General features: G+C 63.7%; 19 protein-coding genes. 8 read left to right on the top strand and 11 right to left on the bottom strand.

Translation table 11 applies throughout. The features are described 5' to 3' along the window. Nucleotide 1: 1 nt before the first annotated feature. Nucleotides 2-850 (top strand): MaoC family dehydratase, encoded by an 849-nt coding sequence (locus RHM60_RS19660; protein ID WP_209988136.1) that lies wholly within the window; start codon nucleotides 2-4, stop codon nucleotides 848-850. A gap of 63 nt (nucleotides 851-913) precedes the next feature. Here RHM60_RS19660 and RHM60_RS19655 read toward each other — a convergent pair whose 3' ends face one another. From RHM60_RS19655 to pbpC, 5 genes are all read right to left on the bottom strand, one after another. Continuing rightward, complete coding sequence (locus tag RHM60_RS19655; protein ID WP_209988133.1) at nucleotides 914-1,471, bottom strand: DUF4136 domain-containing protein; 558 nt, start codon at nucleotides 1,469-1,471, stop codon at nucleotides 914-916. A gap of 23 nt (nucleotides 1,472-1,494) precedes the next feature. Continuing rightward, nucleotides 1,495-2,115 (bottom strand): DUF4136 domain-containing protein, encoded by a 621-nt coding sequence (locus tag RHM60_RS19650; RefSeq protein WP_209988130.1) that lies wholly within the window; start codon nucleotides 2,113-2,115, stop codon nucleotides 1,495-1,497. Nucleotides 2,116-2,139: 24 nt separating this feature from the next. Then, on the bottom strand, nucleotides 2,140-2,889 hold the full coding sequence (locus RHM60_RS19645; RefSeq protein ID WP_209988128.1) for a methyltransferase domain-containing protein: 750 nt from the start codon (nucleotides 2,887-2,889) through the stop codon (nucleotides 2,140-2,142). After that, on the bottom strand, nucleotides 2,882-3,190 hold the full coding sequence (locus tag RHM60_RS19640) for a MazG-like family protein (RefSeq protein WP_003233158.1): 309 nt from the start codon (nucleotides 3,188-3,190) through the stop codon (nucleotides 2,882-2,884). The genes RHM60_RS19645 and RHM60_RS19640 overlap by 8 nt, the downstream gene beginning before the upstream one ends. Nucleotides 3,191-3,348: 158 nt before the next feature. Continuing rightward, nucleotides 3,349-5,640, bottom strand: coding sequence for a peptidoglycan glycosyltransferase PbpC (gene pbpC / locus RHM60_RS19635; protein ID WP_322214643.1), 2,292 nt, complete (start codon nucleotides 5,638-5,640; stop codon nucleotides 3,349-3,351). A gap of 232 nt (nucleotides 5,641-5,872) precedes the next feature. Here pbpC and RHM60_RS19630 point away from each other — a divergent pair, with 232 nt between their 5' ends. Continuing rightward, a complete protein-coding gene (locus tag RHM60_RS19630; protein WP_003233162.1) occupies nucleotides 5,873-6,166 on the top strand; it encodes a hypothetical protein in 294 nt (97 codons plus the stop codon). A 57-nt stretch (nucleotides 6,167-6,223) separates the two neighbouring features. Here the strand turns inward: RHM60_RS19630 and RHM60_RS19625 are convergent, their stop codons facing one another. Continuing rightward, entirely contained in the window at nucleotides 6,224-11,119 is a 4,896-nt protein-coding gene (locus RHM60_RS19625) for an alpha-2-macroglobulin (RefSeq protein ID WP_322212543.1), read from the bottom strand. A 473-nt stretch (nucleotides 11,120-11,592) separates the two neighbouring features. On the opposite strand from RHM60_RS19625, the gene RHM60_RS19620 reads away from it, so the two are divergent. Then, nucleotides 11,593-12,930 carry an MATE family efflux transporter gene (locus RHM60_RS19620; RefSeq protein ID WP_322212542.1) on the top strand — a complete coding sequence of 446 codons (1,338 nt, stop codon included), beginning with the start codon at nucleotides 11,593-11,595 and terminating at the stop codon, nucleotides 12,928-12,930. On the opposite strand, the gene RHM60_RS19615 is transcribed toward RHM60_RS19620, so the two are convergent. From RHM60_RS19615 to RHM60_RS19595, 5 genes are all read right to left on the bottom strand, one after another. Further along, entirely contained in the window at nucleotides 12,875-13,768 is an 894-nt protein-coding gene (locus RHM60_RS19615; RefSeq protein ID WP_209988116.1) for an alpha/beta hydrolase, read from the bottom strand. The two genes, RHM60_RS19620 and RHM60_RS19615, sit on opposite strands and share 56 nt — an antisense overlap. A gap of 136 nt (nucleotides 13,769-13,904) precedes the next feature. Further along, nucleotides 13,905-15,818, bottom strand: coding sequence for an arginine decarboxylase (gene speA / locus RHM60_RS19610; RefSeq protein ID WP_003233168.1), 1,914 nt, complete (start codon nucleotides 15,816-15,818; stop codon nucleotides 13,905-13,907). Nucleotides 15,819-15,960: 142 nt separating this feature from the next. Continuing rightward, nucleotides 15,961-16,332: a translation initiation factor Sui1 gene (locus tag RHM60_RS19605; protein ID WP_209988113.1), complete on the bottom strand. Its 372-nt coding sequence runs from the start codon at nucleotides 16,330-16,332 to the stop codon at nucleotides 15,961-15,963. A gap of 183 nt (nucleotides 16,333-16,515) precedes the next feature. After that, nucleotides 16,516-17,052, bottom strand: coding sequence for an NUDIX hydrolase (locus RHM60_RS19600; RefSeq protein WP_231422435.1), 537 nt, complete (start codon nucleotides 17,050-17,052; stop codon nucleotides 16,516-16,518). A gap of 2 nt (nucleotides 17,053-17,054) precedes the next feature. After that, the gene (locus RHM60_RS19595) at nucleotides 17,055-18,122 is read right to left on the bottom strand and encodes a DUF2333 family protein (RefSeq protein ID WP_322212541.1); all 1,068 of its coding nucleotides are present in this window, start codon (nucleotides 18,120-18,122) and stop codon (nucleotides 17,055-17,057) included. 300 nt (nucleotides 18,123-18,422) lie between these two features. Between RHM60_RS19595 and RHM60_RS19590 the strand changes: the two genes are divergently transcribed. The 5 genes from RHM60_RS19590 to accC all read left to right on the top strand — a co-directional run bounded on the left by RHM60_RS19590 (nucleotide 18,423) and on the right by accC (nucleotide 24,736). After that, nucleotides 18,423-20,093 carry a PleD family two-component system response regulator gene (locus tag RHM60_RS19590; protein WP_322212540.1) on the top strand — a complete coding sequence of 557 codons (1,671 nt, stop codon included), beginning with the start codon at nucleotides 18,423-18,425 and terminating at the stop codon, nucleotides 20,091-20,093. 53 nt (nucleotides 20,094-20,146) lie between these two features. After that, entirely contained in the window at nucleotides 20,147-22,108 is a 1,962-nt protein-coding gene (locus RHM60_RS19585; RefSeq protein WP_322212539.1) for a methyl-accepting chemotaxis protein, read from the top strand. 307 nt (nucleotides 22,109-22,415) lie between these two features. Continuing rightward, the gene (gene aroQ, locus RHM60_RS19580) at nucleotides 22,416-22,871 is read left to right on the top strand and encodes a type II 3-dehydroquinate dehydratase (RefSeq protein ID WP_015373673.1); all 456 of its coding nucleotides are present in this window, start codon (nucleotides 22,416-22,418) and stop codon (nucleotides 22,869-22,871) included. Between the two features lie 24 nt (nucleotides 22,872-22,895). Then, entirely contained in the window at nucleotides 22,896-23,357 is a 462-nt protein-coding gene (accB, locus tag RHM60_RS19575) for an acetyl-CoA carboxylase biotin carboxyl carrier protein (protein ID WP_015373672.1), read from the top strand. Between the two features lie 17 nt (nucleotides 23,358-23,374). Continuing rightward, a complete protein-coding gene (accC, locus tag RHM60_RS19570; RefSeq protein ID WP_046033970.1) occupies nucleotides 23,375-24,736 on the top strand; it encodes an acetyl-CoA carboxylase biotin carboxylase subunit in 1,362 nt (453 codons plus the stop codon). Nucleotides 24,737-24,957 lie beyond the last annotated feature (221 nt).

Here is a 24,957-nt window from a genome sequence, read left to right as displayed (position 1 = left end):
CATGGATTGGCAAACACTGGACAGCCCGCCGTTTCTTCCGCCGCTGTACTGGCGCGCGGCGCTCAAGCGCAAGATCAGCGGCAGCACGCTGCCCGACAAGGGCCTGCGCTGCCGGGTCAGCCTTGAGCCACGGCACGTGGCGGCGTATCGCAAGGTCTGCGGTTTTGCCGACGGGCCGATATTGCCGGCGACTTACCCGCATATCCTCGCGTTCGGCCTGCAGATGCAACTGCTCACCGACCGGCAGTTCCCGTTTCCCTTGCTGGGGCTGATCCACCTGAGTAATCGCATTCGCCTGCATCGGCCCCTGGGCAGTGTCAGCGAGCTGACCCTGGCGGTGCATGCCGAAAATCTCCAGCCCCACGCCAAGGGTGCCACTTTCGATCTGGTGACCACCGCCCACGATGCCCTCGGCCTGCTGTGGCAAGCCGAGAGCCGCATGCTGTGCCGAGGCGTCAAGCTCGACGGTGAAGCGCCGGATGACACGCGGCCTGCGCCCTTGGACGTCAGCGAACTGACCCGCTGGAAAGCTCCGGCCGACATAGGTCGACGCTATGCACGGGTGTCCGGCGACTACAACCCGATCCACCTGAGCGCGCTCACCGCCAAACTGTTCGGCTTCCCCCAGGCTATTGCCCATGGCTTGTGGAACAAGGCGCGCCTGCTTGCCGCGCTGGGAGAGCACTTGCCTGCGGCGAATGTGGAGATCGACGTGGCGTTCAAAAAGCCGGTGCGTCTGCCCGGCGAAGTGACGCTATCTGCCAGCGCACCGGGGGCCAGCGGTGAATTGCAGCTCAAAGGTGCGGGTGATATCGAACACATGGTCGGCACCTGGCGACCCATTGCTTGAATGTGGGAGGGGGCTTGCTCCCTCCCACATGAACCCCATTCACATACTGGAGCTGGGGTGTCTTTAACGGGGCGGGTAGCTGGAGAGGATTCGCGCCACCGTGGTGCGTATGGCTTTGTCGCGATCCTGCGGGTTGGGCGAGCTGGCCATCAGTTGCTCGTCGCTGCCGCGCCACACCAGCTTGCCGTCCTTGCCGTCGAGCAGATCGATCTGCAGGGTCGCCACCTTGTAGGTGAGGTTGCGCGTTTCGTTGTACATCGGCGCGCCCCAGTAGCCGTTCCACGGGTTGCCCCACGGGCCGCCGTAATTAGTGGTGACTTGTTGCTGGCGATCTTCGACGATCAGGTAGGCCTGCACACGCAGGTCGGCCCGCGCGCCTGGCGCGGCAGCGCGCAGGCCGCGCTGGTCCAGTTGCTCGCCCACGGCCTGGCGGATGCGCTGTTCGGTGAGGTCGCTCTTGATGCGCGGATCATCCGGGCTGTATTGCAGGGCCGGGTCTTTCCAGGCCCAACTGCGGTAGGCGCCGAAGTCTCGGCTGGCGTCAAAATCGTGGTTGACCTGGCCGCTCTGGCAACCGCCCAGCAGCAGGACAACGGCAAGCACAGCGATACGTCCAAACATGGTGATTCTCCCAGACCCTAGCGTTAATGCGGAGGATACGCCGTCAGCGCCTTTTGCACCGCCTGGCGCAACGCATCGGCGCGCTCGCCCAGGCTGCCCGAGCTGCCGGTCTCCGCGCTGGCACTCCACACCGGCTGGCCGCTGCGCGCGTCGAACAGGTCGACCCGCACCACAACCACCTGCACTTCATAGGTGCGCACCAGCGGTGCCGAGTTGTACATGCCGTAGCGATTGCCATAGCGGTTGTAACCGCCGTAGCCGCCGCCGTAACCCCCGCCGTATTCATAATCATCGCGCACCTGCCGCAGGCGCCTTTCCGTGTGCACGTCGGCGCTGACCAACAGGTCCGGCGCACGGTTATCATGCAGCGGGCGCAAGCCACGCTGGTCCAGCGCACCGCTGACCGCCTCGGCAATCTGCGCCGAATCCGCCCAGGCACTGCCCGCCGGGAGCTGGCCGTTGCGCCAGGCCCAATTGCGGTAGGCGCCGTAGTCGCGCACGGGCGCCGGATACGCGCTGGCATCGAACACGTTGGCCGCCTGCGCAGGTGCCGGCGGCATCGGCGCCGAACTGGCCACGTAAGGGTTGGGGCTGGAACAGGCGCCCAACCCCAGGGATAACAGGATCAAACCGAGACGACGCATTTGGACCTCCGCACACTGGCGTGCTTAAACCGGACGGCACATCCAGTGCAAATAGCGCCCAAGTCCGGCAAAGGCTGGGTGACGACGATGAGCGAGCTCCATCTCGACCAGGTCCTGCAACTGGGCGCGGGCCTGGAATTCCACCGGCATGTAATCGTGAAACACTCTGACACCGCTTTGGCTTTCGACCTGCCACGCGCCGGCGAGTTGCGCCGCCAGTTCCCGTGGATCGAGGGGTTGCTGGGGGGTGAGGCTCTGCTTCTCACCGGCCATGTCATTGTTGCGCATCTTGCGAAAGTGGCCCTTGAGCAGGTTGCGGTAGATCAGCGCATCGCGATTGTAGAACGCCAGCGACAGCCAGCCACCCGGCACGGTCAACTGGTGCAGCACCGGCAGGATCGCGTGAGGTTCGGCCAGCCACTCCAACACGGCGTGGCACAGCACCAGGTCGTAGCGCTCGGTGAGCTGGCCGGGCAGATCCTGCCAGGGCGCATGAATGAAGGTTGCGCTCTGCCCGGCCTCGGCGAAACGCTGGCGCGCGCCGTCGAGCATTGGCGCGGCGGGTTCGGCCAGCGTCACCGTGTGGCCGCGTTCGGCCAGCCACAGCGACATGTGGCCCAGCCCCGCGCCGATGTCCAGCACCCGCAATGGACGCTGCGGCAAGGCCTCGGCGAGGTCTGCCTGGAGCACCGCCAGGCGGATGGCGCCTTTGGCGCCGCCGTAGATCTTCTCGGCGAAGCGCGTGGCCAACTGGTCGAAGTGGCGGTCACTCATGGGCAAACCGCCGTTCGCTGTCGGCCAGCTTGGCGCGCACCACCGCGTCCATGTCCAGGCCCAGTTCGCTGCACAGCAGCAGCAGGTACAACACGATATCGCCGACTTCCTGCCCGGCATGGGCGAGCTTTTCCGGCGGTAGCTGGCGCGACTGGTCTTCGCTGAGCCATTGGAAGATTTCCACCAGCTCGGCCATTTCCACACTGGCAGCCATGGCCAGGTTTTTCGGGCTGTGGAACTGCTTCCAGTCGTTGGTATCGCGGATGCGGTGCAGGCGTTCGGTGAGGTGTTCGAGGTTCATGCTGGGCTCCTGAAGGGGTATAGCTTCAGGGGGATGGGGCTTGAAGGCAAGTGAATAGCCTGCGCTGGCCTTCAGGACACTATCGGGAGCAAGCCCCCTCCCACAGTTGAAGGTATTCACACCACACAATGTGGGAGGGGCTTGCTCCCGATGAGGCCTTAATCAACAACGCTGAACTCAATCCTGGCCGTCTGCCCGGCCTCATCCAGCACACTGAGCTGATAACGCCCGAGCCGATCAAAGCTGGCATTGATGCTGTCCTGATTGGCACTGTCCCCCAGCGGCGCACCGTTGAGGAACCACCAGCGCCGACCACTGCCCCCCAGCGCCGATAGCTTCAGGCGCAGCGCCTGCTGGCTGGCGGCCGGCAGGCGCAGCTGGTCACCTTCGCGCACGCCGACAATCGACAACGGCGACGCCGCCGCCAGTGCCGGCGGCGGGCAATCCGGGTCCGCCGCCGGAATCCGCGCTTCACGGCGCTCCACCTTCGGCAGCCACGGTTCCAGCGGCGCGGGCCACAGGGCAATGTCCCGGGCAACCGCGCCGGGGCAATGGGCGTCGACGCGCAAGCCCTTGGCGTTGACCCACACGGTTTCCTTGAGGCCCACGCTCAGCGGCTGGTCCAGCGCCTGCAGGGTCGGCGGCGTGGTGTTGTCCAGCGTCCAGGCAAAGCGCTGGCGCCGACAATTGGGGTCGCTGCGGCTCATGGGCTGGCCCAGCGGCCAGCAGATCGCCGCGACCCCGACATTGGCCGGCACCGGTTTGACCGGCGCACTGATGCCGCGCTGGCTGTCGCGGTTGGCCAGCACATCATGCACCTGCAACATCAACGGCGCCGCCGACGCCAGGCCGAACTGCCCCGGCACCGGCGTGCCGTCCGGCCGGCCGATCCACACGCCGATCAGATAGCGCGGCCCCACGCCAATCGCCCAGGCATCGCGAAAGCCATAGCTGGTGCCGGTCTTCCAGGCCAGCGTCGGGCGTTGCACCAGCTCGGCACGCGGGTCACGGTCGGGCCGCGCCTGGCCGCTGAGGATGCGGCGCACAATCCAGGCGGCCCCCGGCGACAGCAACGGACGCTCGCGCAAGACGTCGTCCGGCTGCAAACGGAGGGTCGCGCTTTTGCCGTCGCGGGCAAACGCACTGTAGCCACTCACTAAATCCTCAAGGCGACTGCCCGCGCCGCCGAGGATCAGCGCCAGGTTTGGCTCGGCCAGCGCAGGCAATGCCAGGGGCACGCCGCCGATGCGCATCTGCGCGGCAAACCGCTTGGGCCCGTAGGCTTCCAGCAACTGCACCGCCGGCAGATTCAACGAACTGGACAGCGCGGTACTGGCCGGCACCGCGCCGGTAAAGCCCATGGAAAAATTGCCCGGTCGATAATCGCCATAGCGCCGGGGCACGTCCTGCAACAGCGATTCGGAATGAATCAGCCCCTCGTCCAGGGCCATGCCGTACAAAAACGGTTTCAAGGTCGAGCCGGGCGAGCGCAGGGCGCTGATCATGTCCACATGGCCGAAGCGCCTGGCGTCGTTGATGTCCACCGAGCCCAGGTAAGCGCGCACGGCCATGGTTTCTTCCTCCACCACCAGAATCGCGGCCGAGGTGTGCTCGGGCAGGCGCGCGCGCCAGCCCAGCAACAGGTCTTCGAGACGTCGCTGCAGGGTGGCATCCAGCGTGGTGCGGATCAGCGGCGGGCTGTCCGGGCGGTTAAGGCGACGCGCGAGCAACGGCGCCAGGCTCGGTTCCAGGCGCGGCGCCAGCAGCAGCGGTTCTTCCAGGGCCTCATCGACCGCCGCCTGCGGCCACACCTGGAACTCGGCGAGGCGGCGCAGCACTTTGTCCCGGGCCTGCTGGGCACGCTGTGGGTGGCGGTCCGGGCGCAGGCGGCTGGGCGCCTGGGGCAATACCGCGAGCAAAGCGGCTTCGGCACGGGTGAGCTGCGCCGGAGACTTGCCCAGGTACGCCCAACTGGCCGCCGCCACGCCCTGCAAGGTACCGCCGAACGGCGCGCGGTTGAGATAGAGGTTAAGAATCTGCTCCTTGGACAGGTGCCATTCCAGCTGCGCGGTGCGCCACAGCTGACGCAACTTGCCGTGCCAGGTGCGCGAATGCGGGTCGAGCAGGCGCGCCACCTGCATCGACAGGGTGCTGCCGCCCGACACCACCCGTGCGCCGGTAAGGTTCTGCCAGGTTGCGCGCACCAGTGCCAGCGGGTTTACGCCGGGGTGCTCGTAGAACCAGCGGTCTTCGTAGGTGAGCAGTGCATCGAGGTAATACGGCGAGACTTCACCGGTTTGCACGGGGTAACGCCATACCCCGTTGGCATCGGCAAAGCGCCACAAGGGCGTGCCATCCTCGGCCAGCACCACACGGGCGAGGTCGTCGTGGGGCAGCGGCAAGGGCCAGAGGCGGTCGGCCAGCCATAGCAGCGCTATCACCAACAACACAATCGCAAAGGCCCAGCGCAGCACCTGTGGGAGGGGCTTGCTCCCGATGGCGTCCTTCCAGCCAACTTATTCACCGCTGACACACCGCTATCGGGAGCAAGCCCCCTCCCACGTTGAATTGCATGATTAATCGAAAACTCAAACCGCCAAACCTCTATGCTTGCAGGGAACTAGCCCGCGTTATCGGCAACCAAAGGCACACACACGCCCACCTTCTCATCAGGACACACACATGCAGGTAGAAAGCTTCTTCGAATGGTTGGGCCAGGCACTGGGTTCGGTGATCCGGTTTATCGTCGACGGCCTCAGCGGCCTGTTCGGGGCGTTGACCCATGCCGGCGGCAACTTTGTCGAAGGCCTGTCGCGCACCCTGGGCATGGACACCTCGATCATCAGCATCATCACCCTGATCATCGGCCTGATGCTGCTGTACTCGGCGGTACGTGCGTTCATGCGCGCCTCGATCATCATGGGGATCATCTGGCTGATGCTGGGGTTGTGGTTGCTCAGCTGGGTGGTGCACTGATCCCCTGTGGGAGAGCGCTGGCTCCCTCCCACATTTGCCCCCTTACACATCGGGCCGTCAGCGGCCCTTGATCACCATGTCTGCCGGGGTCTCGCCCACCGCCTGCCAGTTCGGCCGGTACATCGACTCCACCTGCGGCGGCGGCACACGGTAGGTGCCCGGGGTGACCGCACGCGCCAGGTACAGCAGGTGCGTGGCGCCGTAGCCGTCCAGGTTCAGCGCCGCCACATAGCGGTCATCGCGGAACTCCTGATGTTTGAGCGATGCGTTCTGCATCGACTCGCGCCATTCCTTCACCTGGCTGCTGGCGTTCTCAAGGCTGGCGGCGCTTTGCGCCAGGTTCTGGTTTTCCAGCTCCAGGCCGGCCGGCAGCAGGTCCACCACCAGCGCATCCGGCACGCGCTGTTTGGCACCGACCGTCAAGTGCACCAGCACCAGGTCGCCGCTGTTGAGGTTACGCAGGTTCAACGGCTGCCCGTTCATGCCCAGGTATTCGCGGTGGATACTCAGGTTGTCGCCGCCCGGCGCCGGTGGCACTTGTGGATAACCCGAAATCGTCAGTTGCTGATACACCGGCGTTTCACCCCCGTTGCTCAGGCTGAGGTCGCCCGACAGCGACTTGTCATCCAGTTGCACAGTCGAGTGCTGGTTGTTCAGTGCCTGCGCACCGCCGCTGCCGGTCAAGGCGACCTGCCAGTTCGCCTCGGGTTGGGCAAACCCGAGCCGCCCGGCCAGGAACAGTGAATTGCGCTCCTGGGTCGACAGGTACGGACTGGCCGCCAACTGGTCCGACAAGCTGAACAGGCGCTCTTCACGCGTACCCTTGGCCAAGTCATTTTCCTCCAGCAACGCCAGGATCATCGCCTGATCGCGCAGCGGGCTGCCGTAGTCGGCCAGCCATTCCTTGGCGCCGCGCTGGGCGGCGAGCCCTGCCTGCAATGCCTGATCGGCACGCGGCTGGTCACCCATCTTCTGCAACGCGATGGACAATTGCACCAGCGGCAACCCGGAGCGCGCGTCGCTGCGTCGCTCGAAAATGCTGCGCAATGCGCCCAACGGCGCCTGCTGACTGCGCGCCAGCACCATGCCGGCGTAAGCCTGCACGGCAAAGCGGGTGTGTTCGGCATTGTCGCTGTAGTCCACCTCGATCAGGTTGCGCTCCTGCACATAGCGCAGCAGGCGCTCACTGGCTTTTTTCAAGGCGTCAGGCGGCACGGCAAAACCCTGGTCGCGGGCGCGCAGCAGGAAATCGGTGACGTAGGCGGTCAGCCAGTATTCCTCCTCGCCATCGGCGCCCCACAGGCCAAAGCTGCCGTTATAGCGCTGCATGCCCAGCAGACGCTCGATGCCCAGCTCGATCTTGCGCTTGCGCTCGGCGTCCGGTTCGCCCTTGATGCTCAGGCGTTTGAGCAACGCCTCATCGGCATACAGCGAGGGATACAAGCCGCTGGCGGTTTGCTCCAGGCAACCGTAGGGATACGCCTTGAGCGCCGCGATTTGCGCGCCCAGGTTCAACGGCGGCCGGCTCGACAGGCTCAACAGCGCCTCACGCCCGGAGGCATCGAACTGATCCAGCGCACCCGCCGGCAAGCTCCACGGCTGGTCCTTGAGCACCGCGCGGTAGTGTTTGAGCAACGCCGGGTAGGCCGGGCGCACGCCCAGGGTCCATTCGCGGCTGAACGGCGGCAGGTTTTCGCCCGGCAAGTCCAGGCCATTGACGCTCACCTTGACCTTGCCCTGCCCCAGGCCGCCCCAGGCTTTCACCGGAATGCGCAACGTGGTGCGCTGGCCCTGTTTCAACTCGACGGTTTGCGCACCGCCATTGACCAGCTCCAGTTGCCCTTCGGCGCTCAACTGCACTTCCAGCTTCTGCGCCTTGCCTGACAGGTTGGACAGGTCCAGCGCCAGGCTGGTCTGGTCGCCACCGGCCAGAAAGCGCGGCGCCGACAGTTCAGCGATCAGCGGTGCGGCGATCACCGTCTTGCCCTCGGCCATGCCGTAGCGGTCATCGCTCCAGGCCTGGGCCATCAGGCGCAGTTCGCCGTTGAAGTCGGGGATATTGACGCTGACTTCGCCCTCACCCTGCTCGTTCAAGGTGACCGGCGCGCTTTGCAGGGCGACGATGGTCACGCTGGTGTCCGGGCGCTTGCCGCCCTTGGCCAGCGCGGCGTCGCCACCGAACGCCAGGCTGGCCAGACGGCCCTGCCCGGCTTCGATCAACTGGCCGTAGATGTCGAACTGATCGACCCCGTAGGCCTTGCGGCCGAACAGGCTGGAGTACGGGTCGGGCGTCGGGTATTCGGTGATATTGAGGATGCCCACGTCCACCGCCGCCAGCAGCACATGCACCTGCCTGGGTACGCTGCCGTCGGCATTTTTGGCGGCGATCTTCACCGTCAGCGGTTGTTTGGGGCGCATTTTTTCCGGCGCGGTGAGGGTCAGGCCGAGTTTGCGCTGGGTGCGATCCAGCGGCAGGTGCAGCAGGCCCACGGCGCGCTTGGGGGTGATATTGGCCTTGCGCTCGCCGGGACGAACCACCAGGGCGCTGACGTACAGGTCATGCCGCGCCCATGTCGGGTCGAGTTTAACGGCGAAGCTTTTGCCTTCGGCCGGCACGTCGATTGCCTGCCACCACAACGGCCCTTCGGCGGATTCCACCAGCAGGTAGCCCTTACCGGCCGCCGGCGGCGTCACCGTGACGTTGGCGGTGTCGCCGTCGCCATAGGCGGGCTTATCCAGCGCCAGCTTGACCTGATCCGGCCGCACGGCGCCGCCTTCGGTGTTGTCCTGGGCCTGGTAGCCGGCCCAGAACCGCAGGCTGCTGACCAGCCCGGTCTGCGGGTCTTCAACCTCGACGCGGTAAGGGCCCCACTCCACCTGGAAGCTGACCCTGGCGGTATCGCCGGCCTTGATATTGAGGGTCTGTTCGTCGAGGTTGAGGAATTTTTCGTTGAAGTGATAGCTCCAGCCGTCGTTGTCGGAGTAGTTCCAGTAGTAGTCACGACGCTCGCGCACCAGGCGCACCTTGAGGTTCTGCGCGGCGAGTTTCTGCCCCGCCTGGTTGGCCACCAGCACTTCGAATTCCGCCGGGCCGTCACCATTGGTTTCCTTGCCGTCAAACAGCCCGCGCAGGCCCGGCAGTTGCTCGGCCGGCCAGATCGGCTGCACCAGACGCCGGGTGATCGGGCGTCCGCCGGACTCCTGCAGGCTGGCCTGCACGATCAGCTGCAGCGGTGATTTGGCCTCGGCCCATTTGCTTTCCAGGGTCAACGCCTGCTGGCCCTTGGCGTCGAGCACGCTTTCGTCCAGCTCGAAATCCTGGCTCAGCTCTTCTTCGGTGACCGAGCCGAACTGGTAACCCGGCAGCGACTTGACCGCTTCGCGCAACGGGCGCACGTAGACCTGGCCGCTGACCCGATTGCCCGACGCCGGGGCGCCGTACAGGTAGCGCCCATTCACCTGAATGACCGGGTTGTCCGCCGGGCTCAGCGCGGTGTCGCTGCCCTTGAGTTCCAGCGCCAACCGCTCGGGCAGGAAATCCTCGACGAGAAATTCATACAACTGCGGTTTGCCGTCGCCCAGGTCGAACACCAGTTGCCAGCGCCCGGTCGGCGCTTCGCCGGCCAGTTGCAAGGGGTATTGATAGAGGCCAGAGGCATCGGCCTCCCACAGGAATTTGCGGCTCACCTGTTCGTCCGGGCGGCGCACCTCGACGCTCACCGGCTGCGGCTTGACGGCGTTGCCGTCCTTGTCGCGCAGCAGGGCATTGAGCAGCACGGTTTCGCCGGGGCGATACAGGTCGCGCGGGCCAAACACAAAAAACTGCAACGGGTGTGACGGTTGCCCGCCGATATCGAATTCGGCCAGGTCCAACGCCGCACTGTCCAGACGCAACAGGCTGGTTTGCTCGCCCTGTTTGGCCAGCAGCACCTGGGCCTTTTTCGGCAGCGGCAACTCGGCGTGGCCGCCCTGTTCGGTCTTGCCCTGGCCCAATACGCGGCCCTCGGCGTCCAGCACTTCAAGCTCGACGCCCTCCAGCGCCTTGCCGCCTTCCAGTGCCTGGGTGAACACATCCAGACGATTGGCGTAGCGGTGCACCGACAGGCCGATATCACTCAAGGTGAACAGCGTGGCCGGTTGCGAATAGTTGTAGGTGCCCGACGCGCGCATCACCGCCAGGTACACGCCTGGCTGCTGCAATTGCTTGAGCCCGGCGATCGGCAACAACAGGGTTTCACGGGTGTTGCGCGCCGGATTCAGGTCGAAGCGGCCGCCGTAGACCAGGTCGGCCAGGGGCAGCAGCTCCTGGGATTCATAGCTTTGCAGGCTGGTGTTGCGCCCCCATTGCGCGAGGAACGTGGGCAGGGATTCGGGCTTGATGCGGAAGAACTCCACATCGATCTTGTCGACATTCAGCGCGATCACCGGCAAACCTTCGGCCAGACGCGTGGGCAACAGGGTGCCGCGGCTGGCGAAGCCGACAGTGGCCTGCAGGTCACGGGTTTCCAGGCGCGCGCTGTATTCGGCGGGCAGCAGATTGTTGTTCACCGCCTTCACACCGGGGTCGACGGTGAGCACCAGTTTGCGCTGCGGCTCAAGATGACGCAGGCGCAGTTCCATGAGGTTGTCGGACAGCTCCCAGGCGCCATCGACCTTGCCGGACTTGCTGTCGACCAGATGCAGCTTGTCGGCGAATTTCTGGTCCGGATCCAACGGGATGGAAAAGCTCACCGACAAGGTACTGGCCCCGTCCAGCTGTACTTCGGACACGTCCACCACGCTCAACTCGCGCCCGGCGTAGCGTTGCTTCAACGCCGCCACATCCGGCGCCGCCTTGGCCGACTTGGGCACCGCCGCCGCGCTGGGCGCAGACGGTGCAGCCGGTTTATCGGAGGAATCGCAGGCGCTCAGCAGGGCCAGCGCACAGGCCAGGAACAATCCTTTGTTAAGCATGGGGCACTCGTAGTGAGAGGGAACCGGGTGTGAACTATATATCAGCCGTAGCGAGACTGCCGCTGGAGATCAAAAGGTGGAGAGACCCTTTATCAAACACAAAATAACGGGTTGATTTTAAAACCTGAAACGTCAGGCAACCCCACTCCTGTGGCGAGCGGGCTTGCCATAATGCCGTTCAGTTAAGCGCAGATTCCCTGTGGCGAGCAGGCTTGTCCTGCGCTGGGCTGCGCAGCAGCCCCAAAGCCAGGCGCTGAGCCGTATCAGGTACACCGCGTTTTGCTCGATTGGGGGCGCTTCGCACCCCAACGCGGGGCAAGCCCGCTCGCCACAATAAGCCCACACATTTTCCTTAACTGAACGGCATTAGGGCTTGCCACAGAGACTCTGTTTGCTGCGCGACACTGCCTCCCACATTGGTTCCTTGGTGTGGTTAATACGAGGTTACAATGCCGCTCCCCGAAGGAGTCCCCATGCCGACCTTACTGAACGACTGGCGCGACCGCCCCACTCATCGCCGTGTCTGGGCGCTGGCGGCGCCGATGATTCTTTCGAATATTTCCGTGCCGCTGGTGGCGCTGGTGGACAGCATGGTCATCGGCCACTTGCCTCACGCCCATCAGTTGGGCGCCGTCGCGGTCGGGGCCACGCTGTATACCTTCCTCGCCTGGGCCATGGGCTTTCTGCGCATGGGCTCCACCGGCTTTGCCGCCCAGGCTGCCGGGCGCAATGACGGCGCGGCGTTGCGGCAAATTCTGCTGCAGGGTCTGCTGCTGGCGCTGGGCCTGGCGATGCTGCTCGGCACCGTGGGCATACCCCTGAGCCATCTGGCGCTGGAATGGATGCAGCCCTCGCCCGAACTGGGCCAGCTCACCCGCGAGTTTTTCCACACCCGCCTGTTCGGCCTGCCTGCCGCGCTGGCCAGCTACGCCCTGGTCGGCTGGTTTCTCGGCACGCAGAACGCCCGTGCACCGCTGGCGATTCTGCTGACCACCAACCTGGTGAACATCGCACTCAACCTGTGGTTCGTGCTCGGCCTGGATTGGGGCGTGGTCGGCTCCGCCCGCGCGTCGGTGATCGCCGAATGGACCGGCGCCCTGCTGGGCCTGGCCCTGACGCAAAAAGCCCTGCGCGCCTACCCCGGACAGATCGCCTGGGCCGCGCTCAAGGTGTGGCAGAACTGGCGGCCGCTGCTGGCGGTCAACCGCGATATTTTTATCCGCAGCCTGGCCTTGCAGTCGGTGTTTTTCATGATCACCGTGCAAGGCGCGCGCTTGGGCGATGCCACGGTGGCAGCCAATGCGCTGCTGCTCAATGGCCTGTTGCTGACTGCCCACGCGCTGGACGGCCTGGCCCACGCGGTGGAAGCCCTGTGCGGTCACGCCATCGGCGCTCACGACCGCCAGGCCCTGCGCCGCTCACTGATCGTCGCCTGCGGCTGGTCACTGATCGCCAGCGTCGGGTTCGCCCTGCTGTTCACCTTCGCCGGCCATCTGTTTATCGCCATGCAGACCGACATCCCCAGCGTGCGCGACACCGCCGACCGCTACCTGCCCTATCTGGCCGTGCTGCCGCTGATTGCGGTGTGGAGTTACGTACTCGACGGGCTGTTTATCGGCGCCACCCGCGCGCGGGAGATGCGCAACGGCATGCTGCTGACGGTGTTGATCCTGCTGCCCATCGCCTGGCTGTTGCAGGGTTACGGCAACCACGGCCTGTGGATCAGCTTCCTGCTGTTCATGGCCGTGCGCAGCCTTACCTTGTGGGCAATTGCCTGGCGCTTGAATCGACAGGGTCGCTGGCTTGGATGAATGCCGTGACGCGCTCCAGCACCGGCGCCAGCCAACGCAGGGGTTTGGACAGGGCCGCCACCAGCGTCTGGTGGTTGGTGCGACCGAAGTAGAACGTCTGCACCGGCACGCCTGCCGCCGCCAGTCGTTCAGCCAGCCCACCGGTATTGCGCGTGGGATTGACCAGGTTGTCATCGTTGGAAGCAATCAACAGGCTGGGCGGCGCCGCAGCGCTGACATGGTTGATCGGCTGCGAATCCGGCGGTGAATCAGGGAAGAAAAACACCGGTTTCACGTCCGGATTTTCAATCGGCAGAAAGTCATAAGGCCCGGCCAGGCCAATCCAGCCTTTGAATACCGACGGTGCCAGGCCCACCTCTTTCAGCCAGCGTGCATCCAGCGCCAGCATCGAAGCGTTGTAGGCGCCGGAGCTGTGGCCCATCACGTAGAGGCGCCTAGGGTCGGCGCCGTAGTCCGCGCTGTGCTGAACGGCCCAGGCCACTGCCTTGGCGCCGTCCTGAAGAAACGCGGGGTAACGCACCTGCGGGTAAAGCCGGTAATCGGCAATCACCACCACAATGCCGCGCGAAGCCAGGGCTTCGCCGACAAAACCGTAATCTTCTCTGGAGCCACTGTTCCAGCTGCCACCGTAGAAAAACACCACCACGGGGGCATTCGAGACGGCCGGGAGTGGCCGGTAGACATCGAGCTTCTGCCGGGGGTCGCTGCCATAGGCGATTGCGGGTGTTTTGGTGAAGGTGCTGGAGGGCGTGAGTGCGTTGAGCACTTTGATGGGCGAGCAGGCGGCCATGAAGGCAGCCATCGCCAGGGTGAACATTTGCAGCCATTTGCGCGACATTGCTCAGCCCCCACAAAATTTCAGGATCAGCAGTGCTTCAAATGTGAGAGGGGGCTTGCTCCCGATGGCAGTGTGTCAGTCAACACATGCATCAACTGACAAACGGCAATCGGGAGCAAGCCCCCTCCCGCATGGGTTACGAGGACAGGTACGAAGAGCGCGTCAGGCCCAAACGCAACGCGTCCAGGAACTGCGTGCGTTCCGACGCGGAGATCTTCGCGCTCGCGCACTTGTCGCGGTAGTGGGTCATCAACTCCTCAGGCGACAAATGCACATAACGCAGCATGTCTTCGATGGTGTCGTGGGTCTCGATGCCGGCGCTGTACACCGAACCGTCTTCGCGCTGGTAGATGTTCACCGAGTCGGTGTCACCGAACAGGTTGTGCATGTCGCCAAGAATTTCTTGGTATGCGCCCACCAGGAAGATACCCAGCAGGTAGTCTTCGCCTTCGTTGAGGGCGTGCACCGGCAGGCTGGTCTCGATGCTCTGTTCGTCGACGTACTGCTTGATCTTGCCGTCGGAGTCGCAGGTCAGGTCCTGCAGCACCGCGCGGCGCAGCGGCTCTTCGTCGAGGCGGTGCAACGGCAGGATCGGCAGCACCTGGCCGATGGCCCAGGTGTCCGGCAGGCTCTGGAAGACCGAGAAGTTGCAGATGTACTTGTCGGCCAGCTTGTCGTTGAGTTCGTCCAGCACCTGGCGGTGGGAACGCTGACGCGCCTTGAGCGAGTTGTGCAGGCGGCGGCACACGGCGAAGTAGCATTGTTCGGCCAGGGCTTTTTCGGCCAGGGTCAGTTTGCCGTCGGCGTACTGGGTGGCCACGTCGCTCATGTAGTGGGTGGCGCGCCAGTAGGTCTCGGTGACCATCTCGATGTCGGTCGGCCCCAGCAGGTCCACCAGCCATTGCACGGTTTCCGGCAGGCTTTCCTTGTTTTCGATGGTCGGGATTTCGTCGTTGTGTTTCTCGACGTCGGTGACCTGCACCACTAGCATGGCGTGGTGGGCGGTCAGCGAGCGGCCGCTTTCGGAGAAGATGTTCGGGTGCGGCAGGCTCTGCGCGTCGCAGAACTCCTTGAGCATGCCCACCACCACGCCGGCGTAGTCATCCATGTCGTAGTTGATGGAGCTGGCGTTGCGCGAGTGGGTACCGTCGTAGTCCACGCCCAGGCCACCGCCAACGTCGATGTGGTCCACCGGCAGGCCGAGGTTGCGCAGTTCACCGTAGTAACGAATGGCTTCCTTGAACCCGTGCTGGTAGTCGGCCAGGTTGGCGATCTGCGAGCCCATGTGAAAGTGCAGCAGGCGGATGCCCTGGTCCAGGCCGGCCGCGCGGAAGCGCTCGACCACCGACAGCAATTGCGCCGCCGACAGACCGAACTTGGACTTCTCGCCACCGGTGTCCGCCCACTTGCTCGACGCCAGGGACGACAGGCGCACGCGCAGGCCCACCTGTGGCTTGACCTTCAGCGACGCGGCCTCTTCGATCACCAGCTCAACTTCGGATTCTTTCTCGATCACGATAAACACGTTGTGACCGAGCTTCTGGCCCATCAGCGCCAGGCGGATGAACTCGCGGTCCTTGTAGCCGTTGCAGACGATGGTGCCGCCTTTTGGCGCCAGGGCCAGCACGGCCAGCAGCTCCGGCTTGGAACCGGCTTCCAGGCCGATGGACACATTCTGGGTGGCGATGATGTTTTCGATCACCGCTTCCTGCTGGTTCACCTTGATCGGGTACAGCGCGGTGTATTTGCTCTGGTATTCCAGGCGCTCGATGTTCGCATCGAAGGCACCGGTGAGCTGGCGCACGCGGTCTTGCAGAATATCGGGGAAGCGCACCAGCAACGGCAGCGACAGGCCGCTTTTGCGCAGTTGGTCGACCTGCTCGTAGAGGTCGACGGGGGTGCTGTTCGGGCCGTTCGGACGGACTTCGACGCGACCGGCTTCATTGATCGCGAAATACCCGGCCCCCCAATGGCGAATCCCGTAAACGCTGCGGCTGTCCGCAACGGTCCATTGGCTGCCATCGTCTTTGCGTGTGCGTCGTACGGACATCGAAGTCCCCTATAAATGAAGGCGAAAGCGCCACCTCAAGCGGAGGCTGGCGCAGTCTAAAGAATGAAAATGACGATTTGCCTGTAAGCAGGTGAGACCTCGCCTGCGGGGCAGAGTTTAGACACAGGTTGGCAAGCGGCCTTCAGCCGCCGGACTTCCTGGCCTTGTAACCGAGCTTGATCAGCTCGGCCAACAGCAGTTCGACGTGATCGCCCTGGATCTCGATGACCCCGTCCTTCAATGCGCCGCCGGTGCCACAACGCTTTTTCAGCGTGGTGGCCAGCTCCTTGAGCGCGTCTTCGGCCAGGGGCACGCCGGTGATGGTGGTCACCGTCTTGCCGCCACGGCCTTTGCTTTCGCGGCGCACGCGGGCAATGCCGTCACCTTCGGGGATCAGGGTTTGTTTGCAGAGGCAGGCGTCCACGGGCTGGCGACAGTCCGGGCAGTGTCGACCTGCGTCGGTGGAAAATACCAGGCCACCGAGGGCGGCGAAGGATGCGGCTTTTTTGGCCACCGGCAATCCTCTTGGGAGGATGGAGACTGATCGACGTTAGCACAGGGCGAATATCGACCGCGAAGCCCCACTCAGGCAGGGGCAGCGCTACCGAATCGCCAAGGCGGTTCGGGTGAAAAGGCGCGCAGTGTAACGGCAAAAACGCAGCTTGCTAAGGGCCAAATGGCGCCAATTCATGCCGCTTTAGCGACGTGAAGCCAGATAGCGTCGCAAGCCCTCCTGGGCGTCCGGGCAGTAAGGCTTTTGCTCAGCCTCTGCGAGCACGGCTTCCAGGGGCAGAAAGCGCGCTTCCATGACCTCTTCGGGCTGCAGCAACAGCGGTCCGTCCCATACGGCGGAATAGGATGTGCACCACAGGCGGCTGTCGCCGTCTTCGAAATAGAAGTGATCATGTTCGACCAGTTCGACCCCGCTCACCCCAAGCTCTTCTGCAAGCTCGCGGGCCGCCGACACGGCGTAGCTCTCCCCTGCCGCCACCATGCCGCCGGCTGCCGTGTCCCAGAACCCGGGATACAGCGCCTTGCTGAGGGTGCGCCGATGCACACACAGCTCGCCTTTGGCATTGAACAGAAAGATGAAGGTGCAACGGCCGATCAGGCCGCGCTGGCGAAGGTCGGAACGTACAAGGTGGCCGAGCAGGTTGTCCTGCTCGTCCACCCAGCAGATCAATTCAGCATCCGAGGCCGCTCGGTGTGCGGCCTCTTTTTGAATAGCGTCCATCATCAACCCTGATTGAGGAGCTGACGCAAATCGATCACTGCAGCGTTTGCTCGGGAAATATAGTTGGCCATCACCAGCGAATGATTCGCCAGTACCCCGAAGCCACTGCCGTTAAGAATCATCGGACTCCACACCGGTTCCTGCGAGGCCTCCAGCTCACGAATGATCTGGCGCACGCTGACGGTGGCGTTTTTCTTGGCCAGCACGTCGGCAAAATCGACTTCGATGGCACGCAGCAGGTGGGACAGGGCCCAGGCCTGGCCGCGCGCTTCGTAGAAGACGTTATCGATCTGCATCCATGGGGTTTCCACCACTTCTTCGTCGACCTGCGGCACTTCACCTGGCGCCAGCGCCTCGGTTTTCAGCGCGGTGTTGAGTTTCACCCGGCCCACGCTGGCCGACAGGCGTTGCGACAGCGAGCCCAGGCGCGTAGCAACATCGCCCAGCCAGTTGTTGAGGTTGTCGGCACGCGCATAAAACAGCGCGCCGCGCTGGTTCGGGTCGGACAGACGCGCTTCGTAGCGGCTCAGGGAGTTGATGCCTTGCTGGTATTCCGACTCGCTGGAGGGCAGCACCCAGCTCTTGTTGTCGAAGTTGAAGCGCGGCTCGGCCTTGGCCAGGTCAGCGTCTTCGGCCGATTGCGACTGGGAGCGGGCAAAATCCTTACGCAGGGCACGGGTCAGGTCACGCACCTGCACCAGCACGCCGTATTCCCAGCTCGGCATGTTGTCCATCCACAGGCCGGGCGGGAAGCGGTCGTTGGAAATGTAGCCACCTGGCTTGTTCAGCAAGGTGCCGACAACGGTCTTGAGGGTTTCGACGGTGGTGTAACCGATCACCATCTGCTTGCCTTCCTGCTCGGCGGCAAGCTGGGCATTCTGCTGCACCGGAAACAGCGCAGGCTCTTCGCTCCAATACCAGCCCAGGGCACCGGTGACCAATAGGTACAAGCCGAGCACAGCGAGCACGGCGCGGCTCATCAGTACGCTGCGCAAATAGCCGCGTTGGGTCGAGTTGGGCTCAGGGGCGGGGCCTTTGGCACTGCCTGCGCGGTTTTTCCAGTCCAGCATGGCGATATCCTTTCAATCACTTGAGTTCATGCACTTCAAAAGGCGGCGTGCGTTCAAATATTCCGACCACAACCCTAACCCATCGTGCCCGTCAGTGCGCAGGCTTTGCGCAAACTGGCGGTTGCCGGGCAGTCGACTATAAAGGATGCACGCTTTTTTTTGCGCGACGCGACGAGCAGGACCGTGACTGAATATCAGCGGCGCGCAGTTTATTGACATACAACACTCATCCGACCGAAAGAGGTGCTAGCATAGCGCCATCAGTCGACCTCAGCATGCAGCCTAACTAGTAGTCAGGATATGACCGAGTCAGAAGACCCCAGCCGTGAACGCCTCAAGCAGCATTTTGCCCAGCGGGTAATTCATCAGGCGCGTCAAATTCTCGAGATCTGGCAGCGCCTGCAACGCAGCGAATGGTCCGAGGCTGACTTTTGCGAACTCAGCGAGGCCACCCTGCGCCTGCTGCGCTTTGCCGAGCGCTTCGAACAGCCCGAGCACTGCCAGTTGGCGCGGCATATCGGTGAATCGCTGAAAGCGGTGGACGCAAATCGCGGCCGCCTGAGCAGCCACCTGATCACCGATCTCAACCGCCTGATGCAGCGCCTGTCGCGCACCGGCCTGCGCCAGGGCGACCAACTGGAGCAGACGTTCCTGCCGCCGATGCGCAAGCCGATCTACGTGATGCTGGCCGATCACGACCGCGCTGAACGCCTGGCCAAGCAGCTGGAATTCTTTGGCCTGAGCGCGCAATCCCTGGACAGCGTGGCGGCGTTTCGCTCGTCCATGGCCGAGCGCCTGCCATCGGCGCTGGTGATGGACGTGGACTTCTGCGGCGCAGGCCTGGGCCTCAAGCTCGCCGCCGAAGCCCAGGAGGGACTGGAGCAGAAACTGCCGCTGCTGTTTTTCAGCCTGCATGAAACCGACACCCCGACGCGCCTGGCGGCGGTGCGTGCCGGCGGCCAGGAATTCCTCACCGGCACCCTCGAAGCGTCGAGCCTGCTGGAAAAGATCGAGGTGCTCACCTGCGTCGCCCAGTACGAGCCCTATAAAGTGTTGATCATCGACGACTCGCGGGCCCAGGCGCTGCACACCGAGCGGCTGCTCAACAGCGCCGGCATCGTCACCCGCACGCTGATCGAGCCGATCCAGGCCATGGCCGAGCTGGCCGATTTCCAGCCCGACCTGATCATCCTCGACATGTACATGCCCGCCTGCACCGGCACCGAACTGGCCAAGGTCATCCGCCACAACGACCGCTACGTGAGCGTGCCGATCATCTACCTGTCGGCCGAAGACGACCTGGACAAGCAGCTGGACGCCATGAGCGAAGGCGGCGACGACTTTCTCACCAAGCCGATCAAGCCGCGCCACCTGATCACCACCGTGCGCAACCGCGCCGCCCGCGCCCGTAACCTCAAGGCGAGGATGGTGCGCGACAGCCTGACCGGGCTGTACAACCACACCCATATCCTGCAATTGCTCGAAGACTGCAGCTTCCGCGCGCGCCGCGAGAACAAGCCGCTGAGTTTTGCCATGCTCGACATCGACCACTTCAAGCGGGTCAACGACAGCCACGGCCACCCCATGGGCGACCGCGTGATCAAGAGCCTGGCGCTGTTTCTCAAGCAGCGCCTGCGCAAGACCGACTACATCGGGCGCTACGGCGGTGAAGAGTTTGCCATCGTGATGCCTGACACCGACCTGGAATCGGCCAGCAAAGTGCTGGATGAAATTCGCGAGCGCTTCGCCGAAATCCACTACCCGGCCAAGCCGCAGGATTTGTGGTGCACCTTCAGCGCCGGGCTGGTGGAGCTGTGCGATGATTCCGACAGCCTGATGATGGCCGCCCAGGCCGACGAAGCGCTGTACCGCGCCAAGCACGCTGGACGCAATCGTGTGCATGCCGCGCATGCACCGAATCAAAGTGCCATCTTTTCACCGGAATCGACTGATTCCGTCATAAGGATGTAATGGAAACGCAATAACTTCAGGCGCTTACCTTTTGCTGTCGGTAGAAACCCCGCATGCGCCTGAAGCTGCTGACCAATCTTAATACCCTGCTGCTGGTGGCCGTGTGCCTGGCGCTGGGAGCGACGCTGTGGTGGTCGCAACGCGCGCTGGAGCGTCCCTATTTGCTCATGGAGCGTTACCTGGGCCTGTCACAGACGTTCCAGAACCAGGCCGCGCGCAATATCGACGACTACCTGGCCAGCGGTGATGCCCTGCGCCTGAGCAGCGCCAGCCAGAGCCTGGAAACCCTGTTGCAACAGCTCGACGAATTGCCCGCCGAGCTTGCGCAAAACCTGCGCCCCAGCCTGACCAACCTGGAAGCCTTCAGCAGAACCGAGCTGCTGGCCGCCGGCAAACTGGCCGGCGACCCGCAGGCGCTGTTGCTGCAAGCCGAGCGCGAATTGGGCGCCAACCTTGACCAGCTCAGCCAGTACGCCAGCGGCATAAACTCGGCAGATGCCGCACGCTACCTGCCGCCGCTGCTGGCAGCGTCGCAACACCTGGGCCGGTTATCCCTGACCCGCGACAAATTGGTGAGCAGCGGGCGCGCGGAACTGGCCGACGATGTGGAGCGCGAAGTCGGCAATATGCGCACCCAGGCCGAGGTGCTGGAACACCTGCCGCTGCTGGGCGTCAAGGCCAGCGCCGACTCCAATACCGACGATTTTTCAGCGCTGATGGGTTTGGAAAACACCACGAAGACCGAAACCCAGGACACCGGCGTCGACCTCAAGCGTGAACTCAACAGCCTGCTCACCCGCTACCCCGCCGAACTCAAGCGCACCCGCGAACAGATCCAGCAACGCACCGACCTCAGCGCCGCCACCCACCTGAAAATCGCCGCGGTGCAGCAGGCCATTGCCGGGCTGGAACCGGTGGTGCGCGCCCAGCACGGCAAGATCCAGGGCGAGGTGCGCCTGATGCAAGGGCTGATGATCGGCCTGATCCTGCTGATTGCGCTGCTGATCGACACCCTGCAACGGCATCTGGCGCGCAAGCTGACCAGCCTGGCACCGGCCCTGTCGACCTGGGCCGAAGGCGACTTCAGTCAGCCGATTGCCTTGGGCAGGACCAACCGCGAACTGCATGACATCGAAGCGTCTCTCAACCGTCTGCGCACGTACTTGGTGGAGCTGGTGGGCACCATTCGCGGCAATGCCGAAGCGGTGGCCGGCACCAGCCGCACCCTGGCCGAGCTGAGCAGCGGCCTGCACGACGGCGCCGAACGCCAGGCCGGGGACACCGCGCAGATTCGCGATTCGCTGGGCGAACTGGAGGCAACCATCCAGCAGGTCGCCGACGATGCCAGCCAGGCCGCCGGCGCCAGTCGCAGCGCCGGCCAGGCGGTGGAACAGGGCCAGCGCGTGATCGGCCTGAGCCTGACCGGGCTGCATGCGCTGGTGGACGAGGTACAGCAGAACGCGCAGATGATCGAGAAACTCGCGGAAGAATCGGCCACCATCGGCGGCGTGCTCACGGTGATCCGCTCGATTGCCGACCAGACCAACCTGCTGGCGCTCAACGCGGCCATCGAAGCCGCGCGCGCGGGTGAGGCCGGGCGCGGGTTTGCCGTGGTCGCCGACGAAGTGCGCTCGCTGGCCCAGCGCACCGCCGGCGCCACTGCTGAGATCCAGAGCCTGATTGCCGGCCTGCAGACCGCTGCCCATCAGTCGGTGCAAGGCATGCGCGCGCAGGTCGAACACGCCGAGGCCACCGCCCAGCAAGCCCAGGCGGCGGATGGAGCACTGGATGAGATCGTCGAGGCGATCCAGACCATTTCCGGGACGGCGGTGCGCATTGCCGACGTGACCGCACAGCAAAGTGGCGCGGTGAGCGAGATACGCGACAACAGCGAGCGGATTCACCAACTGGGTGAGGACAATCTGCTGCGTATCGGCCAGGGCCGCAGCCAGGGCGAGCACTTGCTGGTGCTCGGCGGGCAACTGAACACGGCGGTCAAAGCCTTCCGCGTCTAACCTGCCCACTGCTGATCCAAAACTCAATGGAGGTCAAAAGGTGGCAGGGGGCTTGCCCCCGATTGCAGTGTGTCAGTCTCAGTATCTGTAGCTGATACACCCCTATCGGGGGCAAGCCCCTCCCCCAATGTGATCTCCACAGAATTGGAGACAATGTTACCGATGACTGGAATCAAGCTCTTAGTCACAAATTTTTCGCTATCCTCGCTAATCGTGCTGCCTACTGCATAGAACTGGACAGTCACAAAGGCTTTGCGGCATAGTCGCCGGGTTCTGCCGTACCCACATCAATAACAAGGAACAGCCGATGGCGACCTTTCTGGTTCTTCACGGACCCAACCTGAACCTGCTTGGCACCCGCGAACCGGGCGTCTACGGGGCAGTCACCCTGGACCAGATCAACCTCGACCTGGAACGCAGGGCCCGTGAAGCCGGCCACCATTTGCTCTACCTGCAAAGCAACGCCGAGTACGAACTGATTGATCGCATCCATGCCGCGCGTGGCGAAGGCGTGGATTTTATCCTGATCAATCCCGCCGCTTTTACGCACACAAGTGTTGCATTACGTGACGCGCTGCTGGCGGTGAGCATCCCATTCATCGAAGTGCATTTGTCGAACGTGCACAAACGCGAAGCTTTCCGCCATCACTCCTACTTCTCCGATGTAGCGGTAGGTGTGATCTGCGGCCTTGGCGCCAGCGGTTACCGGCTGGCCCTGGAGGCCGCCCTGGAACAACTTGAACAACCGGCCAAGCGCCCCTGACCGACCCTTGGGAGTTGATGATTCATGGATATCCGTAAAGTCAAGAAACTGATCGAACTGCTGGAAGAATCCGGTATCGACGAGCTGGAAATCAAGGAAGGCGAAGAGTCCGTACGGATCAGCCGTCACAGCAAGACCCCGGCCCAACAGTTCTACGCGCCGCAAATGCAAGCGCCGGCTCCGGCCGCTGCTGCTCCGGCCGCCGCACCTGCTGCCGCTGCGCCTGCCGCACCGGCAGAGCCTGTGCTGAACGGCTTCGTGGTCAAGTCGCCAATGGTCGGTACCTTCTACCGCACCCCGGCACCGACCTCGCCAGCCTTCGTTGAAGTCGGCAAGACCGTGAAAGTGGGCGACACCATCTGCATCGTTGAAGCGATGAAGATGATGAACCACATCACCGCTGAAAAAGCCGGCGTCATTGAATCCATCCTGGTAGAAAACGGTCAGCCGGTTGAGTACGACCAGCCGCTGTTCACCATCGTTTGAACCGCGGAGCGCCTTCGATGTTGAAACCTGCGAAGAAACTGCAAAAAGTCCTGATCGCCAACCGCGGCGAGATCGCGCTGCGTATCCTGCGCGCCTGTAAGGAAGAGGGCATCAAGACCGTCGCTGTTTACTCGACGGCCGATACCGAATTGATGCACGTGAAACTGGCGGACGAAAGCATCTGCATCGGCCCGCCGCTGGCCACGAACTCGTACCTGAAAGTCTCGAACATCATCGCGGCCGCTGAAGTGACCGGCGCTGATGGCATCCACCCGGGCTACGGCTTCCTTGCGGAAAACGCCGACTTCGCCGAACAGGTGGAAAAATCCGGGTTTGCCTTCATTGGCCCGAAAGCCGACACCATTCGCCTGATGGGCGACAAGGTCTCGGCCAAGGACGCGATGATCGCCGCTGGCGTGCCAACCGTTCCAGGCTCCGACGGCCCGCTGCCGGAAGACGAGGAAACCGCCCTGCGCATTGGTCGCGAAGTCGGTTACCCGGTGATCATCAAGGCCGCCGGTGGCGGTGGTGGTCGCGGCATGCGCGTGGTGCACAAGGAAGAAGACCTGATCGAAGCCGCCAAGCAGACCCGCTCCGAAGCAGGCGCCTGGTTCGGCAACCCGATGGTCTACCTGGAGAAGTACCTCACCAACCCACGTCACGTGGAAGTGCAGGTACTGTCCGACGGCCAGGGCCACGCCATCCACCTGGGCGACCGCGATTGCTCGCTGCAACGTCGTCACCAGAAGGTACTGGAAGAAGCCCCGGCACCCGGCCTGGACGAAAAAGCCCGCCAGGAAGTACTGGCTCGCTGCGTCAAGGCGTGCATCGACATCAACTACCGTGGCGCCGGTACTTTCGAGTTCCTCTACGAGAACGGCCGCTTCTACTTCATCGAGATGAACACGCGTGTGCAGGTAGAGCACCCGGTGTCGGAGATGGTCACCGGTATCGATATCGTCAAGGAGATGCTGAGCATCGCCGCCGGCAACGTGCTGTCCTTCACCCAGGACGACGTGAAGATGCACGGTCACTCGCTGGAGTGCCGGATCAACGCCGAAGACCCGAAAACCTTTATCCCAAGCCCTGGCCTGGTCAAGCATTTCCACGCGCCCGGCGGCAACGGCGTACGTGTGGATTCGCACCTGTACAGCGGCTACAAGGTTCCGTCCAACTACGACTCGCTGATCGGCAAGCTGATCACCTGGGGTGCCACCCGCGACGAGGCCATGGCCCGCATGCGTAACGCTCTGGACGAAATCGTGGTCGACGGCATCAAGACCAACATCCCGCTGCATCGGGATCTGGTGCGCGATGAAGGCTTCTGCGAAGGTGGTGTGAACATTCACTACCTGGAACACAAGCTGGCCAACCAGTAAGAGCTCCAACCAACAAAGCCGCCTTCGGGCGGCTTTGTTGTTTTTGAGGGTTGGCAAAATACCTGTGCCGAGCGGGCTTGCCCCGCGTTGGAGTGCGAAGCACTCCCAATAGGGCATTCCCGGTTTGCCTGCCTAACCGAGAGTGCCGATTTCAGGGCCGCTTCGCGCCCCAACGCGGGGCAAGCCCGCTCGCCACAAGCCCGCTGCTCGCGTAAACTTGC

This window comes from Pseudomonas sp. MH9.3 (genome assembly GCF_034354675.1).
Taxonomy (GTDB): Bacteria; Pseudomonadota; Gammaproteobacteria; order Pseudomonadales; family Pseudomonadaceae; genus Aquipseudomonas.
The sequence above is the reverse complement of the archived record's forward strand: the minus strand, read 5'-3'. Positions and strand labels throughout refer to the sequence as shown.

Bases quoted from the DNA above. Each gene is read 5' to 3' on its own strand.
- RHM60_RS19630 (WP_003233162.1), top strand. From the start codon at position 5,873: ATGCAGGTAGAAAGCTTCTTCGAATGGTTGGGCCAGGCACTGGGTTCG.
- RHM60_RS19660 (WP_209988136.1), top strand. From the start codon at position 2: ATGGATTGGCAAACACTGGACAGCCCGCCGTTTCTTCCGCCGCTGTAC.
- RHM60_RS19595 (WP_322212541.1), bottom strand. From the start codon at position 18,122: ATGCTGGACTGGAAAAACCGCGCAGGCAGTGCCAAAGGCCCCGCCCCT.
- RHM60_RS19640 (WP_003233158.1), bottom strand. From the start codon at position 3,190: ATGAACCTCGAACACCTCACCGAACGCCTGCACCGCATCCGCGATACC.
- accB (WP_015373672.1), top strand. From the start codon at position 22,896: ATGGATATCCGTAAAGTCAAGAAACTGATCGAACTGCTGGAAGAATCC.
- aroQ (WP_015373673.1), top strand. From the start codon at position 22,416: ATGGCGACCTTTCTGGTTCTTCACGGACCCAACCTGAACCTGCTTGGC.
- RHM60_RS19650 (WP_209988130.1), bottom strand. From the start codon at position 2,115: ATGCGTCGTCTCGGTTTGATCCTGTTATCCCTGGGGTTGGGCGCCTGT.
- RHM60_RS19620 (WP_322212542.1), top strand. From the start codon at position 11,593: ATGCCGACCTTACTGAACGACTGGCGCGACCGCCCCACTCATCGCCGT.
- RHM60_RS19600 (WP_231422435.1), bottom strand. From the start codon at position 17,052: ATGGACGCTATTCAAAAAGAGGCCGCACACCGAGCGGCCTCGGATGCT.
- RHM60_RS19645 (WP_209988128.1), bottom strand. From the start codon at position 2,889: ATGAGTGACCGCCACTTCGACCAGTTGGCCACGCGCTTCGCCGAGAAG.
- accC (WP_046033970.1), top strand. From the start codon at position 23,375: ATGTTGAAACCTGCGAAGAAACTGCAAAAAGTCCTGATCGCCAACCGC.
- RHM60_RS19615 (WP_209988116.1), bottom strand. From the start codon at position 13,768: ATGTCGCGCAAATGGCTGCAAATGTTCACCCTGGCGATGGCTGCCTTC.
- RHM60_RS19585 (WP_322212539.1), top strand. From the start codon at position 20,147: ATGCGCCTGAAGCTGCTGACCAATCTTAATACCCTGCTGCTGGTGGCC.
- speA (WP_003233168.1), bottom strand. From the start codon at position 15,818: ATGTCCGTACGACGCACACGCAAAGACGATGGCAGCCAATGGACCGTT.
- RHM60_RS19590 (WP_322212540.1), top strand. From the start codon at position 18,423: ATGACCGAGTCAGAAGACCCCAGCCGTGAACGCCTCAAGCAGCATTTT.
- RHM60_RS19655 (WP_209988133.1), bottom strand. From the start codon at position 1,471: ATGTTTGGACGTATCGCTGTGCTTGCCGTTGTCCTGCTGCTGGGCGGT.
- RHM60_RS19625 (WP_322212543.1), bottom strand. From the start codon at position 11,119: ATGCTTAACAAAGGATTGTTCCTGGCCTGTGCGCTGGCCCTGCTGAGC.